Annotated in this window: 12 protein-coding genes; 8 read left to right on the top strand and 4 right to left on the bottom strand. The window is 69.3% G+C overall.

Features of this window, described 5'->3' with window-relative positions; all coding sequences use genetic code 11:
- Positions 1–40 precede the first annotated feature (40 nt).
- The 4 genes from ACIHAX_RS02535 (at position 41) to ACIHAX_RS02520 (ending at position 3,870) form a co-directional block, all read left to right on the top strand.
- Complete coding sequence (locus tag ACIHAX_RS02535; protein ID WP_397275427.1) at positions 41–1,255, top strand: SRPBCC family protein; 1,215 nt, start codon at positions 41–43, stop codon at positions 1,253–1,255.
- A 234-nt stretch (positions 1,256–1,489) separates the two neighbouring features.
- Complete coding sequence (locus tag ACIHAX_RS02530) at positions 1,490–2,761, top strand: cytochrome P450 (protein ID WP_397275425.1); 1,272 nt, start codon at positions 1,490–1,492, stop codon at positions 2,759–2,761.
- A gap of 165 nt (positions 2,762–2,926) precedes the next feature.
- Positions 2,927–3,475: a cysteine dioxygenase family protein gene (locus tag ACIHAX_RS02525; RefSeq protein ID WP_356961158.1), complete on the top strand. Its 549-nt coding sequence runs from the start codon at positions 2,927–2,929 to the stop codon at positions 3,473–3,475.
- Positions 3,472–3,870, top strand: coding sequence for a rhodanese-like domain-containing protein (locus ACIHAX_RS02520; RefSeq protein ID WP_364429266.1), 399 nt, complete (start codon positions 3,472–3,474; stop codon positions 3,868–3,870). Before ACIHAX_RS02525 ends, ACIHAX_RS02520 begins: the two co-directional genes overlap by 4 nt.
- An 18-nt stretch (positions 3,871–3,888) precedes the next feature.
- Here the strand turns inward: ACIHAX_RS02520 and ACIHAX_RS02515 are convergent, their stop codons facing one another.
- From ACIHAX_RS02515 to ACIHAX_RS02505, 3 genes are all read right to left on the bottom strand, one after another.
- Positions 3,889–6,003: a protein kinase gene (locus tag ACIHAX_RS02515; protein ID WP_397275423.1), complete on the bottom strand. Its 2,115-nt coding sequence runs from the start codon at positions 6,001–6,003 to the stop codon at positions 3,889–3,891.
- A 70-nt stretch (positions 6,004–6,073) separates the two neighbouring features.
- The gene (locus ACIHAX_RS02510; RefSeq protein ID WP_364429610.1) at positions 6,074–6,727 is read right to left on the bottom strand and encodes a response regulator transcription factor; all 654 of its coding nucleotides are present in this window, start codon (positions 6,725–6,727) and stop codon (positions 6,074–6,076) included.
- Positions 6,728–6,908: 181 nt separating this feature from the next.
- Positions 6,909–8,222, bottom strand: coding sequence for a sensor histidine kinase (locus tag ACIHAX_RS02505; protein ID WP_397275421.1), 1,314 nt, complete (start codon positions 8,220–8,222; stop codon positions 6,909–6,911).
- Between the two features lie 157 nt (positions 8,223–8,379).
- Between ACIHAX_RS02505 and ACIHAX_RS02500 the strand changes: the two genes are divergently transcribed.
- From ACIHAX_RS02500 to ACIHAX_RS02490, 3 genes are read left to right on the top strand one after another with little or no spacing between them, the layout of a single operon-like run.
- On the top strand, positions 8,380–8,688 hold the full coding sequence (locus ACIHAX_RS02500) for a hypothetical protein (RefSeq protein ID WP_397275419.1): 309 nt from the start codon (positions 8,380–8,382) through the stop codon (positions 8,686–8,688).
- A gap of 53 nt (positions 8,689–8,741) precedes the next feature.
- Positions 8,742–9,449 carry an ABC transporter ATP-binding protein gene (locus tag ACIHAX_RS02495; protein ID WP_355078810.1) on the top strand — a complete coding sequence of 236 codons (708 nt, stop codon included), beginning with the start codon at positions 8,742–8,744 and terminating at the stop codon, positions 9,447–9,449.
- 46 nt (positions 9,450–9,495) lie between these two features.
- Positions 9,496–11,988, top strand: a complete 2,493-nt coding sequence (locus ACIHAX_RS02490; RefSeq protein ID WP_364429273.1) for an FtsX-like permease family protein — start codon at positions 9,496–9,498, stop codon at positions 11,986–11,988.
- 10 nt (positions 11,989–11,998) lie between these two features.
- Here the strand turns inward: ACIHAX_RS02490 and ACIHAX_RS02485 are convergent, their stop codons facing one another.
- Positions 11,999–13,783 (bottom strand): protein kinase, encoded by a 1,785-nt coding sequence (locus tag ACIHAX_RS02485; RefSeq protein ID WP_397275416.1) that lies wholly within the window; start codon positions 13,781–13,783, stop codon positions 11,999–12,001.
- Positions 13,784–14,023: 240 nt separating this feature from the next.
- Between ACIHAX_RS02485 and ACIHAX_RS02480 the strand changes: the two genes are divergently transcribed.
- Entirely contained in the window at positions 14,024–14,926 is a 903-nt protein-coding gene (locus ACIHAX_RS02480; RefSeq protein ID WP_355078807.1) for a hypothetical protein, read from the top strand.
- The last annotated feature ends 3 nt before the right edge of the window (positions 14,927–14,929 follow it).

The raw sequence follows: 14,929 nt of genomic DNA, 5'->3' as shown, positions 1-14,929 counted from the left end.
AACGTCATCTCGACGCCATGCCCGACGAGAAAGGACACCGATGAGCGAGCCCCGAGCACGACTGCGCACCGTCGACGGCGCGCCCACCCTGCGGTTCGAACGCAGGCTGGCCCATCCCCCGGAAGAAGTGTGGCGCGCGATCAGCGATCCGAGCCAGATGTCCGCCTGGTTCCCCGCCGCTGTCACGACCGAACCGCGGCTCGGCGCAGCGATGCGATTCACCTTCGCCGACGCACCGGAGACAGCCGACAGCATGTCCCACGGCGAGGTGCTCGAATTCGACCCACCCAAGGTCTACATGTTCCGATGGAACCGGGACGTGCTGCGCTTCGAGCTGGTGGCCGATGGGGACGCAACGCTGCTGATCTTCACCCATGTCCTCGGCGGCGGGCCCGGCGCGCGGCTCGGCGCCGCGCGGTCAGCGGTCGGCTGGGACCGCTGCCTGGCGGCACTCACGGCCGCGCTCGACGGTGGCCACACCGAACCGGACACCACCTGGCCCGCCGATATCGAGTACTACACAGCGGAATTCGGGCTGGACACGGGCGACTGCGCCGAGGTCGCCGACGGCTATGCGCTGCGCTTCGCTCGCGACCTGGTGTGGCAGCCGCGGGACCGGCTGTGGTCGCTGCTCACCGAGGAGCAGACTCCGACCGTGGGCGGCCCGCCGCCGATCCGGGCGACCAACGCGCACGTCGAGGCGGGTGAGCTCGTCGGTGTCGAGCCGCCTCGGTGGCTGGAGTACGAGTGGCGGCACGACGACGCGGTGGCAGGCACCGTGCGCTGGTCCTTCGAAGCCGATCCCGACCTCGGCGTGCGGGTGGAGCTGACCCAGACCCTGCCGGAAAAACTGGCTAGGCTACGGCCCCAACTGCTGGCCGCCTGGCACGTCCACCTGGAAGTCTTCTTCGCCGCTACCCGAGGAGACCATCCGGTGCTCCTGGCCCGCCGAACGCGTCGCCTCGCTCGCCGAACGGTATGCGGCGGACCTCGGCGAATGATCAGGCCGACCATCGCAGGAACGCCGAACCGCCGGTCGCGCAACGGCGGGGCTCGGTTCAGTCGCCACGACGCTTCCGCTGATACTGAAGAGGCGCTCCGGCGGGGCATCCACGCCCTTCCGAATGAGCGGACGTACGTGACCGAGGCCTCTGCCATCACTGAATCGCCAGTGCGACGGACCACCTTCCCGGATGAATCGCGATGCGGCACTGAGCCGATAAACCCCCTACGGGGACGACGAGGGCGGCCATGACGAAACACGGTCGAGAGGCGCCTGCCGAGCGGCGCGAGCAAGCCCCGGACCGACGCAGCCGCCGCGAACAGCTCCGCGTTCACCGATCGGGCGACTCAAACCGCCCCACCACGGCGCCGGAACTGCTTACGATCCCGTAGCTACATCGGAAAACATGCACCTGACCGGCGCGTAGCCGACCCCGCGTGCCCCGCACGCACCGGCGACGAGCCTCCTCTTCTGGAGTCATGCCCTTTGTCCACGCCACAGTCCCCGCAATCCACTTCTGAGAGCACGAAAAGCTGTCCAGTTCAGCACAATTCGCCACTAGACACCGACCGGCCACGGGTCGCGTTGTACACGGAGGCATTCGCCGCGGACCCGCATCACGCCTACCGTGAGATGCGCCGCCGGTACGGCTCGCTCGTGCCGATCGAACTGGCGCCGAATGTGCCCGCGACGTTGGTGATCGGTTACTACACGGCGCTGCGAATCCTCAACGACCCGGTGCACTTTCCCTCGGACCCACGCACGTGGCAGCAGGGCATTCCCGGTGGCTGCCCGATCCTGCCGATGATGGAGTGGCGGCCGAACGCGCTGCGCAACACCGGATTCGAGCACCAGCGCTACCGGCAGGTGAATGTCGCCGCTATCGACGCGGTCGACCTGCACGCACTGCACGCGACGACCGAACAGATCGCGGGCCCGCTGATCAACGCCTTCTGCCAGGACGGTGCGGCGGATCTGATCAGCCAGTACGCGTTCCCGCTCACATTCGCGGTGCTCAATTCGATGCTCGGCTGCCCGCCGGAGATCGGGCAGCACGTCGCGATCGGCATGGCCGCCATCTTCGAGGGCGTCAACGCGGACAAGGGCAACGCGATGCTCGCCGACGCGCTGTTCGACCTGGTGCAGATGAAACGGCGGAGTCCGGGGGACGACATCACCTCGCGACTGCTGCGGCACCCTGTCGGCCTCGACGACATGGAGATGATCCACCAGTTGGTCACCCTGTACGGGGCGGGGATCGAGCCACAGCAGAACCTGATCGCCAACACCTTGCGGCTGATGCTCACCGACCGCCGATTCGCGGGCGGGATATTCGGCGGCAGCTTGTCCACCCGCGACGCACTCGACGAGGTGCTGTTCGACGACCCGCCCGGCGCCAACTACTGCTTCAGCTACCCGAAACAGCCGATCCTGATCGACGACGTGTGGTTGCCCGCGCGCCAGCCGGTCGTGATCAGCATGGCCGCGTGCAACAACGATCCGGCGATCCACACCGGCCAGCACACCGACAGCCGGGCGCACCTGGCTTGGGGAGCCGGACCGCACTCCTGCCCCGCCAAATCGATGGCGTACCTGATCGCGCAGGACGCCATCGACCAACTACTGGATGCCCTGCCCGAGATGCGACTGGCGGTCGAGCCGGAAGAGCTGTCCTGGCGACCTGGACCGTTCCACCGTGCCCTCGTGTCGTTGCCCGTCGTCTTCTCGGAATCCCCGCCGATGCCCGGGTTCGGGTAGCCGAACGGCGGTGGCGCCGCACGCCGAGGCCCGGTGTGCGGCCGTGACGGCGATCGATGAATTTTATTCGCCCTGATCGTGATTCGTGAAAATCCGGGCGCGATGGCGGAGAATCCACGCGGCAGCCACGAGCCGCTCATCCGATCGATCCCGTCAGGAGCACATGTGACCACATCCGTTCCGGTGAACCTCAAGCACGCGCGCGATATCCATCCCGACATCGACGTGCCGCTGGTTCGAGACGCCATCCACCCGGAGCGGACGCTGTGGTCACCCGCCGAGTTACACCGGTTGACCAGCTTGGTGGCCGCGGAATTGGCCACGCCGCTGCTGGACATCGTGCGCTTCGACGCCGAGCAGCGCTGGTGGACCCGCCTGGCCCTGACCATGGGCGTGGAGTTGTGGCTGCTGTCCTGGGCTCCTGGGCAGGGCACCGAACCGCACGACCACGGCGGCGCGTCCGGCTCGTTCACCATGACCGTGGGGGAACTCAGCGAGGAATATCTGCATCTGGGCGGGACGGTCCAGAAGGCGGAACGACGGGCAGGTGACACGGTCGGATTCGGTCCCGATCGAGCGCATCAGCTGCGCAACGACAAGCCGTGGCCCGCCGCGTCGGTGCACGCGTACTCTCCCCCGCTTCGACCGGTCCGCGAATACCGTACGCTGGCTGACTTCGCAGGGACGTCAGCGAGCGGAGTGGATGCACGATGAGTACAGGCGCCGAGGACATGGTGACCAGGGCCAGAGCGCAGCTGGAACGGGTGACGCCGGAGCAGGCCGCCGCGGTGCAGGCCGAGGGCGGACTGATCGTGGACATCCGGCCGCACTCGAACCGCAGTGCCGAGGGTGAGATACCCGGCGCGGTCGTGGTCGAGCGGATCGTCCTGGAGTGGCGCCTCGACCCGAACGGCGACCACCGGCTGCCCGGCGTCGCCGCCGACACCCCGGTGGTGATCGTGTGCAACGAGGGCTACGCCTCCAGTCTCGCGGCCGCCGACGGGCTGCGTCTGGGACTGCGTCAGGTGACCGACCTCGTCGGAGGGTTCCGAGCCTGGAAGGCGGCGGGCTTGCCGGTGGTCCCGGGCGGAAGCCCGGCCGTGCCGTAGCCGACCTGCGCCGCACCGTCAGTAGACGTACACCACCGCGTTCTCGCCGCCGCTGCACGTGACGACCTGGCCTTCGGGCAGGCAGTTCATGGTGTAGCTGCGGCCGGTGACCGGGCTGGTCGCGACGACCGAGCGCGGCGCGTCACGAGTCGCGTTCTGCGTCTGGCCGAGTGCGGCATAGGCTCTGCGCACCTCCTCGGCGAACGCGCAGCTGGTCACGGCGGTACCCGTCGCCGACTGGGTGAACGTCCCGGCGGCGGCCTGCCCCTGGCCGCACGGCTTCGCGCCCGCGGGCAGCGTGACCTGGGTCGGCTTCGCCGAGGTCGACGTGGCCGACGGGGCCGATGTGCGGCTCGGAGCCCGAGTGGTGGGCCCGGCCACCGGCGCGGACTCCTCGGAGTGCGCGGCGGCGGAGGTCGTCTCGACTTGCCCGCGGCCGAACGACTGCCAGGCGATCGCGCCGCCGACGGTCAACGCGACGATGGCGAAAACGGCCACCATGATGGGGAGCGCTATGGAGCGACTCGGACGAGACTCGGAGTAATAGGGCTCGTCGTACTCGTCAAGGCCGTACTCCGGTTCGTCGCGGCCCAGGGGGCGGCCGGTGCGCGCGGGGTAATCGCCATGCGGCGGATAGTCGGTGCGAGCCGCGTGTGCGTGGTGCTCCGTCGGCGCCAGATACTGGGTCGGGGCCGAGTCCGGTGCGGGAAGGTGGTCGGGCGTGCCGTGCGGTGCGGGTGGCTGTTCTCGATCCGGATACTGCGGGTAGTTCCCGAGCCCCGGATGACTTTCGGTGAAGACGTTTTCGGCGGACTGCGAATAGGGTTGCGGCGGCGTATCGGAATACGCCTGCGCCACAGTCGGTTCCGCGTATACCCGCGTGGAATCAGGATCGGCGTAAGCGGAGTCGTCCGCCTGCCCCGCGTACGCGGAATCGAAAACCCCCGGCGCGGCGGAATCGGCGTAGCCCTGCCGATACACCTGTGTCGGCGGCGCGGCAGGCTCCGGCGCCTGCGGGTATCCCGCCGCCTCCAGATACGCCTGGGTTTCCGGATACAGGTGCGCGTCCGGGAAGGGACGTATCGGAGGCAAGTCCACCTCCGGCGGGAACGGGGCTCGCGGCAGCTCCGGCGCATCAGCCGACGGAAGCGGCGTGAACTGGAACTCCGTCGGCCGGACCACCGTCGGCGCGCTCGGATGGATCACGGGCAGCTCGCCGGTCGATTCCGGCGCGACCGCCGCACCGGCCTGCTGCGACCGGTCGGGCGCGCGCACCACCAGCGTCGGCCCGGTGGCAGGCGCCGAGGTGAGGGCGGCGCGGGCAGCCCTGGCCAGCGCGGTCGCGGTCGGGTAGCGGTCGGCCGGGTCCTTGGCCATACCGCGGTTCACCACCTCGTCCAACGCGGCGGGAATGCCACTGGCCTGCGCGCTCGGCCGCGGCGGCGGATCGGACATGTGCGATTTGATCAGCACGTTCATGCTGGCCGCCGGGAACGGCGTCGCTCCGGTCAGGCACTCGTGCAGCACGCAGGCCAGCGAGTAGACGTCGGCGCGGCCGGTCACCGGGCCGACGTCGAAGCGCTCAGGAGCCATGTAGATGTAGGAGCCGACGGCCATGCCGACCAGCGTCACCGCGCTGTCGCCTTCGGTATGCGCGATACCGAAATCGGCTAGATACGCGAAATCCGCGTCCGTGACAAGGATGTTCGCCGGTTTCACGTCGCGATGCACCAGATTGTTCGCGTGCGCCGCGTCGAGCGCCGAAGCGATCTGCTCGATGATGCCGACGGCGCGAGCGGGGCTCAGCGGACCCTTGCCGCGCAACAGGGTGCGCAGATCGACGCCCCGGACCAACCGCATGTCGATGAACAGCACCCCGTCGATGACGCCCCAGTCGTGGATCGGGATGACGTGCGGTTCGGCCAGCCGTGCCGCGGCCTGCGATTCGCGCCGGAAACGCAACTGGTACATCGGGTCTTTGGCGAGTTCTTCGGAGAGCAGCTTGACCGCGACCACCCGGTCCTTGACCGTGTCGTACGCCTCGTATACCTCCCCCATTCCCCCCTTGCCCAGCAACGACCGCAGTTCGTACGGCCCGAACCGCGTCCCGGTTCTCGGCCCAGGTTCCTGCACCCGTCATCCTCCGCATCCCGGGCCTGGAACGCACACCGAGATCACGCGGTACGCGACCGGAGCCTGCCCGTCATAGATTGGATTCTCCGGGTGTCACCACCCCGTGGTCAAACGCGAACACGATCGCCGCGGCCCGGTCCCGCAGCTCGAGCTTGCCGAAGATATGCCCCACATGACTTTTCACGGTCACTTCCGAGATGCCGAGTTCACGAGCGATTTCCGCGTTCACCCGACCGCGCCCGATCAGTTCGAGCACCTCGTATTCGCGTGCGGTCAGCTCGGACAGGCGTGCATCCGTGTTGGTGCGCACCGGGCGTACGGTGCGGTAGGCCGACAGCACGCGGCCGGTCACCGCGGGGTCGAGCCAGGCGCCGCCGCCCGCGACCATCCGTACCGCGCGAATGAGGTCCTCGGCGGGCGAGTCCTTGAGGATGAATCCGGCCGCGCCCGCGCGCAGCGCTCCGGACAGCAACTGATCGTCGTCGAAAGTGGTGAGCACCAGGACCGGCGGAGCCCCGTCGCGCGCCCGCAGCATCCTGGTCGCGTCGATGCCGCCGACCCGTTTCATCCGCAGGTCCATCAGCACCACGTCGGGGCCGACCTCCGCGACGGCGGCGGGCACCTCGTCGCCGTCGGCGCATTCGGCGACCACGAATCCGTCCCGCCTGCGCAGGATGCGCCGCAGACCGCCGCGCACGAGCTCCTGGTCGTCGACCACCAGCACGGTTACGGCGTCCTCGCCACTGGCGGGTGTCGTCACACTCACGACCGCACCCCGGTGGCGTTCGGTTCCGACCTGCACGACGGCACGCTCCGTTCTCGGTTCACTCGCCGGTGAACGCGCACAACTCCACCTCGTTGCCCGGACCCGGCAACGCCCGATGCTCCGGTTCGCCGACGCTCGCTCACGAAACCTCCCGGCCGGTGGTGGAGCTTCCCGGCAGCACCGAACACGAGAATCCGCCGCGACCGGGCGCGAGCGGGATACCGGCTCGCACCGACCAGCCGCGGCTGGACGGGCCCGCCGTCATGCGCCCGCCGAGCAGTTCGGCGCGCTGCCGCATACCGGACAGACCCATGCCCGCGCCGCGCTGGGCGGGCAGCCCTGCGGGCACCGTGTTGTCCACCGTGAGGGTGACCATCGTCGTGTCCACCGCGACCCGGATCCTGGCGGACGCGCCGTGCGCGTGTTTGACCACGTTCGCCAGCGACTCCTGGCCGATCCGGTACAGCGCGAGCCCGACCGCGGGCGACACCGCGCCGAGATCGCCCTCGCGGTCGTAGCGCACGTCCAGACCGGCCCGCACGAAATCGCCGACCAGATCCTCGATGTCCTCCACACCCGGTTCCGGCGCCTGCTTCCAGGGGCGCGCGTCGAGCAGGCCCACCGTGCGGCGGATGTCGGCCATCGCCTGCCTGCCGAGCCGTTCGGCGTCGGTCAGCGCTTCCACGGCTTCGTCCACGTCGCGGTCGGTCTGCAGCGCGTGCCGGGCGGCGGTGAGATGCAACAGCGTGACGCTCAGCGAGTGCGCGATCACGTCGTGCACTTCTCTGGCGATCCGGCGCCGCTCCTCGTCGGCGGCCTGCGCGGCGCGGATGTCCTGATACCCGCGTTCCTGATAGAGGAAGCGGCGCTGATACTGCAGCATCAACCCGGCCATCCAGCCGAAGGCGACGCCGACCAGATAGGTCGGCAACCCTTCGGTCACATGGCCGATCAGGGCGAAAGCGACCAGTTGCAGCATCATCGCGATGGTGACCGGGATGCTCACCCGTTTCGGCGCGATCGCCGCGATCTCGCCCGCGGCGGCCACCAGGACGAACGGCGCGAAATCGGCCTCGACCGGTTGAGCGAGGAACAGCGCCTCGGCCGTCATCGCCATCGCGCCGAGCAGCAGCGGGCGCGGCAACACGCCGAGCAACGCGTGCAAGGGACCGAAAGCGCAGGTCAGTAGCACCGCCACGATCGGAAGCAGGGTCGGGAAATAGCTGTGCCGCTGGATCGCCGCCGCGACCGCCACGGCGAAGACCGCGATGTCGACGCTGACGATCACCGAGGGCGGGTAGTCGTAGGGCAACTCCTCGACGCTGCGCCGGAAGGCCGCGACCGGATCGCGCGCGAACTCGGCGCACCGCTCCCCGACACGCCGCATCGAGGCCGGCACGCGGCCCGCGCGAGGCGTACCTGGCGGTGCTTCGGATACGCCGGTCGAACCCATTCTGTAAGGCTAGCCGCCGGATCCGGGCCGGTACATCGTCCCGCGAGTGGGCCGCCGCTCCTACCGTGGTCGGAGACGCATTCGGGTCCCTGGCACGACGACAACAACACGGTCGCGTCCGTAGCGTTGGCGGTATTCACAGAGGAAGGCGATGGCCATGTCCTGGACGGATCAGCACGCTCGAACCGACATCGTGCACACCGTACTCACCCGCGCGGCGCCCGACCCGGCCGATCCCGACCTGTTCGCGGGACTCCCCGATCTGGATCGGCTGTTCGGCGGCGAGGACGGGCTCCTGCTCACATTGCGCTACCGGTGGAATCTCCACTTCGCCGCGAAACTCGACCAGGGATCGACGGCGATGGAGGCCTATCTCGAACTGGCGGCCGAGCAGCCGGTGCTGCGCGCGGTGCTCGACGCACAGTATCGTCGCCGCAAACTCGCGTCGGAGGCCATGGCGCGGTAACGCGCGACGAGGAACGAAGAACTTTGATCGACCATACGGAGCGGGGGACGACGATGCCGGAACCGGCGATGCTGGAACTATCGGGCGTGACGAAGGAGTATCGGGTCGGCGGCCAGGCGGTCCGCGCACTCGACGACGTCGCATTGCGAATAGAGACTGGGGAATTCACCTCGATCATCGGGCCATCCGGTTCCGGTAAGAGCACCTTGTTGCATCTGCTCGGCGCGCTGGACAGTCCCGACGCGGGCTCGATCCGGTTCCGGGGCGAGGAGATCGGCGTGCTGGACGAGGAGCAGCAGTCGGAATTCCGGCGTCACCAGGTCGGATTCGTCTTCCAATTCTTCAACCTGCTGCCCACGCTCTCGGCGTGGGAGAACGTGGCGATACCGAAACTGCTGGACGGCACGGGTTTGCGCAAGGCCAAGCCGCGCGCCCTGGAGTTGCTCGACCGGGTGGGCCTCGCGGCGCGGGCCGAACACCGTCCAGCCGAATTGTCCGGCGGGCAGATGCAGCGGGTGGCGGTGGCGCGGGCGTTGATCATGGACCCGCCGCTGATCCTGGCCGACGAGCCCACCGGCAATCTCGACTCCAAGACCGGCGCCGCCATCCTCGAGTTGCTCGGCGAGATCGCCGCATCGGGCAGTTCGGTGGTGATGGTGACCCACGACATGGGCGCGGTGACCTACTGCGACCGTGTGATCACCCTGCGCGACGGCCGGATCGGGTCCAACGACAAGGTCGAGCGGACGGTCAACGCGTGAACGGTCGGCGGCGCGGCGTGGACATGCGGGCGAGAAGGGAAACAGCATGATCGGCGCGGCGTGGGATCGCCTGCGGCTGTTCAACATCGGCGAGCTGCTCGCCCATCGCGGCCGCACCTTCATGTCGCTGATCGTGATGGGCGTGTCGGCGTCGCTGCTGGTGGCGGTGCTGAGCATCTCCGGATCGGTCACCGGCTCGGTGGACAGACTGACCCGCGGCCTGGGCGGGAAGGCGCAGCTGGAGGTCAGCGGGATCACCGACGCGGGATTCGACCAGCAATTGCTGCGGCGGATCGCGACCACACCCGGCGTCGCGGTGGCGGTGCCGATGCTGCGCGCGCAGATCGGCACCGGCGCCGACCGCGCGCTGCTGATCGGCGCCGACTCGAACATCGGCGCGCTGGGCAGCGAATTGACCGCGCCGATGAGCGCTTTCACGGGGAAGCTGCTCTCGGTGCCCAATGGGGTGCTGGTGGGCACCGGGCTCGGCCGCGCCGAGGGCGAGCAGTTCGCGCTCGGCGGCACGACGGTCACGGTCGCAGGTGTCCTCGACGCGGAGACCTCCCGGAAACTCGACGACGGCCACCTCATCGCCGCCCCGCTCGGGCTGGCGCAGAAGATCACCGACCGGGCCGGGCGGCTGGACTCGGTGCAGATCATCCCAGCCCAGGGCGCCGATCTCGGTCAGGTGCGCGCGGCGCTCACCGACGCGGTGGACGGCCGCGCGGTGGTGGCCGAGCCGAGTCTGCGCACCGCGCAGGCGGGCGGCGCGGTGCAGATCGTCCGCTACTCCACCACCATGGCGTCGGCGGCCGCGCTGATCGTCTCGGCGTTCCTCATCTACAACGCGATGAGCATGGCGATCGCCCAGCGCAGGCCGATGCTCTCGCTGCTGCGCGCGATCGGCGGCAAGCGCGGCCCGATGGTGCGCGACCTGCTGGCCGAGGCGGCGTTGCTCGGCGTGCTCGGCGGCGCGGTCGGCGCGGCGCTGGGTGTGTTCATGGGCAGCATCGCGATCGGCACACTGCCCACCGCGATCGTGCAGTCCGTGGAGGCGCGCACCGAATACTCGGTGCCCTGGTACGTGATTCCGTTCGCCGTCGTGGCCTGCGTGTTCACCAGCGTGCTCGCGGCCTCCCTCGCCGCCCGCCAGGTGTACAAGGTCCAGCCCATCGAGGCGCTGGCTCCGGTCGGAGCGGGCCGGACCGACACCGCGAGCCCGCTGCTGCGCTGGCTCGCCGTCATCGCAGGTGGCGGGCTGGCCGGGGCGGCGGTGCTGATCGCGAGCAGCGATCTCGGCCGCTACTCGCTGACCGCGATCTCGATGTCGTTCATCGCCGCGATCCTGATCTGTTTCGCCGCGACCGGCCCGATCGTGCGGGCCGCGGCGGGGATCGCGCGCTGGTTCCGCGCTCCCGGCGCCCTGGGCGCGACCACGCTGGAGCGTTCGCCGCGGCGCGTGTGGGCGACCGCGATGACGGTGATGATCGGTGTCGGGGCCACCGTCGGCATGAGCGGCGCCTCCAGCAACATGATCGACTCGGCCACGGTCACTTTCACCGATCTGGCCCGCAACGACGTCTACGTCAGCCCCGCCTCGATGGCGCAGTTCCCGACCGGGCCGCTGCTGCCCGCGGATCTGGCGGGCAAGCTCGCGGCGGTGCCCGGCGTCGCGCATCTCAGCCCGGCGCAGATGGCCTTCGCCACGCTGGGCGGCAGTCGCGTGATGCTGCAAGGGTTTCCGCCCGACGCCAGGGAAACGCGGATGCGCATGCTCACCGACGAATCGGTCGCCCGGCTGTCGGCCGGGGAAGGCGTGGCCATCTCGCGCGACGTGGCGCGCTCACTCGGCGTCGGCGCGGGCGCGGAACTGACCCTGCCGACCCCTACCGGCCCCCACACCGTGCGTGTGTTGCAGGTGATTCCGTACTTCTCCGCCATCGCCGGCGTGGTGATGATGGACCTGAACCTGATGCGCAGCTGGTACGAACGGCCCGGGGAGACGGTCATCGCGGTCGACATCGCACCGGGCGCCGACCGCGCGGCGGTGTTCGCGGCGATACGGCAAGTGGTGCCGCCGGAGTTGAACGTGGACACCGGCGCGGACACGGTGGTGGCCGCTTCGTCGAGCATCCGGCAGGGTATGGCGATGAGCAACGCCATTCTCTGGATCGTGGTGCTGGTCGCCACGGTCGCGTTGCTCAACACGTTGATGCTCTCGGTGCTGGAGCGCCGCAGGGAACTCGGCGTACTTCGTGCCATGGGCACCGGGCGCAAGTTCCTGATGCGTTCGGTGCTGGCCGAGGCCGCCGGTATCGGGATCGTCGGCGCGGTGCTTGGTCTGGCGCTCGGCGCGTCGGTGCAGTTCCTGGGCACGGTCGCCATCGGACACGCGCTGACCATCGACGTGGCCTACCGGCCGAGCCCGATGCTGCTGGTCTACGCCGTGATCGCGCTGGCGCTGGCGCTGCTCGGGTCGATTCCACCCGCGTTGCGCGCGGCCCGGCTGCCCATCGTGGAGGCGCTGGCCGTCGACTGAGACTCCTGGTTCACAGCGGCAGGTCGGCGAACCAGGCCTTGAATTTCGCCGAGGTGATGCCGAACCCGGAGGTCGGCATGCTGTCGGTGAGGGTCACCGTGGCGAACAGCAGATAGTTCGACCGGGCCGGGTCGTCGGCGAAGTCGACGACGAGATAGCCGTCCGGCAGTCCGCTCGCTTTCTCCTGCCACCGGTAGGTCGAATACGACTCGCCGTTGTTGCGTTCGGTCGTCGCGGTATTCGACGGCAGGTCCCGCACCGCGGCCTGGGCATCGGCGGACGACTTGAAGCCGATGAGGACGTAGTCGGGCTCGTCGATCGGTGTGCCCCAGCAGTTCCAGGCCGTCGCCCAGTTCGGGAAGTCGGGTACGCCGTTGGCGCTGGACACCTTGCCGCCCGGCTTGGCGGTGCCGAGGAAGCAGGTCTTGCCGCGATAGCCCGGTCCGGAGCCGATGTCGTATTTCGTATCGACGCCTTGCGGCAGCAGCTTCGGGAACGCTTCGGCGAGCTTGTCCGCGGCGGACGGGCCCGACGGCGTCTTGGTGGGGAGGTCGAGCGGCGACGCGGAATTCGAGAATCCGACCTTCGCGACGACGATGCCGACGCCGACCAGCAGCGCGACGATCACCAGGACGATGGTCACGATCAGGCCGGTATTGGAGCGGCCCTGCGACGGATAACTCGGCTGGTGGGGCGGATAGGCGATCGGTGCCGGAGCCGAAGGCGGCGGCGCCGCAGGGTAACTCGGCTGCGGAGCCGCCGCGGCATAGCCATTGGACGCCGAGAACTGCTGGCCGCTCATGGGGTTCGGGTTGTACTGCGGTGGAGCGGTATAGCCGGGGGCGGAGGCGGTGGGGACGTAGGTCGGCGGACTCGCCTCCGGCCCGGGATAGGCCGGTTGCGCGAGGACGGTGGGCGCCGGCTGCGGTTGGTACTGCGCGGCCACCACCGTCGGAGCGGGCTCGGTGAGCGCTCGCCGCGCGGCCGAGGCGAATCCGACGCAGGAGACGTATCGGTCGTCGGGTCGCTTCGCCATGGCCTTGGCGATCACCGCGTCCAGCGCGGGCGACAGACCGGCGCGCCGGGCCGCGACGGAGGGCGGCGGCAACTGGAGGTGGCCGCGGATGATGTCGGCGGGGGCGGGCGCGTCGAACGGGGCGACGCCGGTCAGCAACCAATACAGCGCGCACGCCAGCGAGTACTGATCGGAGCGGTGGTCCAGGTGGGCCCCGGTCATCTGCTCGGGCGAGGCGTAGGCCAGCGTCGCGGTGAACATGCCGGTCTGGGTCAGGTGGGTGGAATCCTCACGCAGCCGGGCGATGCCGAAATCGGTGAGGAAGACCCGCTCACCGTGGCCGCCCACCGCGCGGGCCAGCATGATGTTCGCCGGCTTGACGTCGCGGTGCAGCACCCCCATCCCGTGCGCGTAGTCAAGGGCGGAGGCGACGCCTTCGACGATCTGCACGGCACGCTCCGGCGGCAGGTTCTGCGGGTTCACCGTGGCCGCGTCGACGCCGTCGACGTACTGCATGGAGATCCACAGCTGCTCGTCCTCGGTGCCGCGGTCGTACACCGCGACGATGTTCGGATGGTCCAACTGCGCCGCCAGGTCCGCCTCCCGCTCGAAGCGGGCCCGGACCTCCACGTCGGTGAACAGCTCCCGGTTGAGCAGTTTGAGCGCGGTCTGCCGAGGAAGTCTGGGATGACGGGCGAGATACACCGATCCCATGCCGCCCTGACCGAGGAGCTTCTCTATGGTGAACCCGGCGAACACCGCACCGCTGTCGAGCAACACGCCCCCTTCAGGTGACCGCTTTCCTACCGATCCTGGAGCCTACCGGGTGACGCCGTGGCCACGGGGTTTCGAATTCTCCGGGAAGATCGGCAAAACTATGTTCGAGACATCGTGCCGTCGACGCCGCCGCGCGCCGCGGTGATGTCTCTCGTCCGGTCACCGACCGGACGGGCCCGATGAGATATTTTGCACCGCCGTTCTACAGCGCGACGCGTCACCGGTGGTGGGGAGGACTCGGTGGTGAGGTCGACGGGATCCGCTTCGTCGTGTCGTTCGGTGCTGCGCGCCGCAGCGATGGTGGTGCTGCTCACGCTGACTTCGTGCACGCTGCTTCCCGGCAATCGGGCCGACACCGATCCCCCGGCGGTCGTCGTCGACACCGCGGGGGCGTGGCGGCCGCGGCTCGCCATATCCATGCCCGACTCGCTGGCCGCCGATTTCACCCAGTTACAACCCCAGCTCGGCGGACAGGTCGGCATGGCGATCATCCCCGTCGGCGGGGGCCGGATGACCGTCTTCGGCGACTGGGTCAGCGGCATCGCGTGGTCGACGATCAAGGTGCCGCTCGCGATCGCCGCGCTGCGGCACGACCCGCAGGAGGGCATCATCCACGACGTGGAGGCGGCCATCACGTGGTCGGACAACGACGCCGCGGAGGCGCTGTGGCAATCGCTCGGCGACGGGCTGGAAGCGGCCAAGGCGGTGCAGGACGTGATCGACGAGGCGGGCGACGCCACGACCGGGGTGGCGGGCCCGCGCACCACCTTGGACTACACCTCCTTCGGCGGCACCGAATGGACGCTGGCCAATCAAGCCCGCTTCGCCTCCCGGCTGCCGTGCCTGCCCGAGTCGTTCCAGGTCACCGAGCTGATGACGAAGATAACGCCCGAGCAGGCATGGGGTCTTGGCGTCCTGGAGGGCACGGCCTTCAAAGGCGGCTGGGGTCCCGACGACGACACCGGCGTCTACACCGTCCGCCAGTTCGGCCTGGTACCGGTGCGGTCCGGCATGGTCGCCGTCGCGCTGGCGGCGACGGCCGATTCCGGCAGCTTCGACGACTCCACCACCATCCTGAGCCGGATGGCGCGGATGCTCGGCGGTCATCTCGACGAACTGCGCGGCGGGTCCTGCCCGCCGATGTGACCC

Source organism: Nocardia sp. NPDC051929 (genome assembly GCF_044548645.1).
In the GTDB taxonomy this organism is placed as follows: Bacteria; Actinomycetota; Actinomycetes; order Mycobacteriales; family Mycobacteriaceae; genus Nocardia; species Nocardia sichangensis.
Note: the sequence above shows the minus strand (reverse complement) of the source record. Positions and strands in the feature narration are given on the sequence as shown.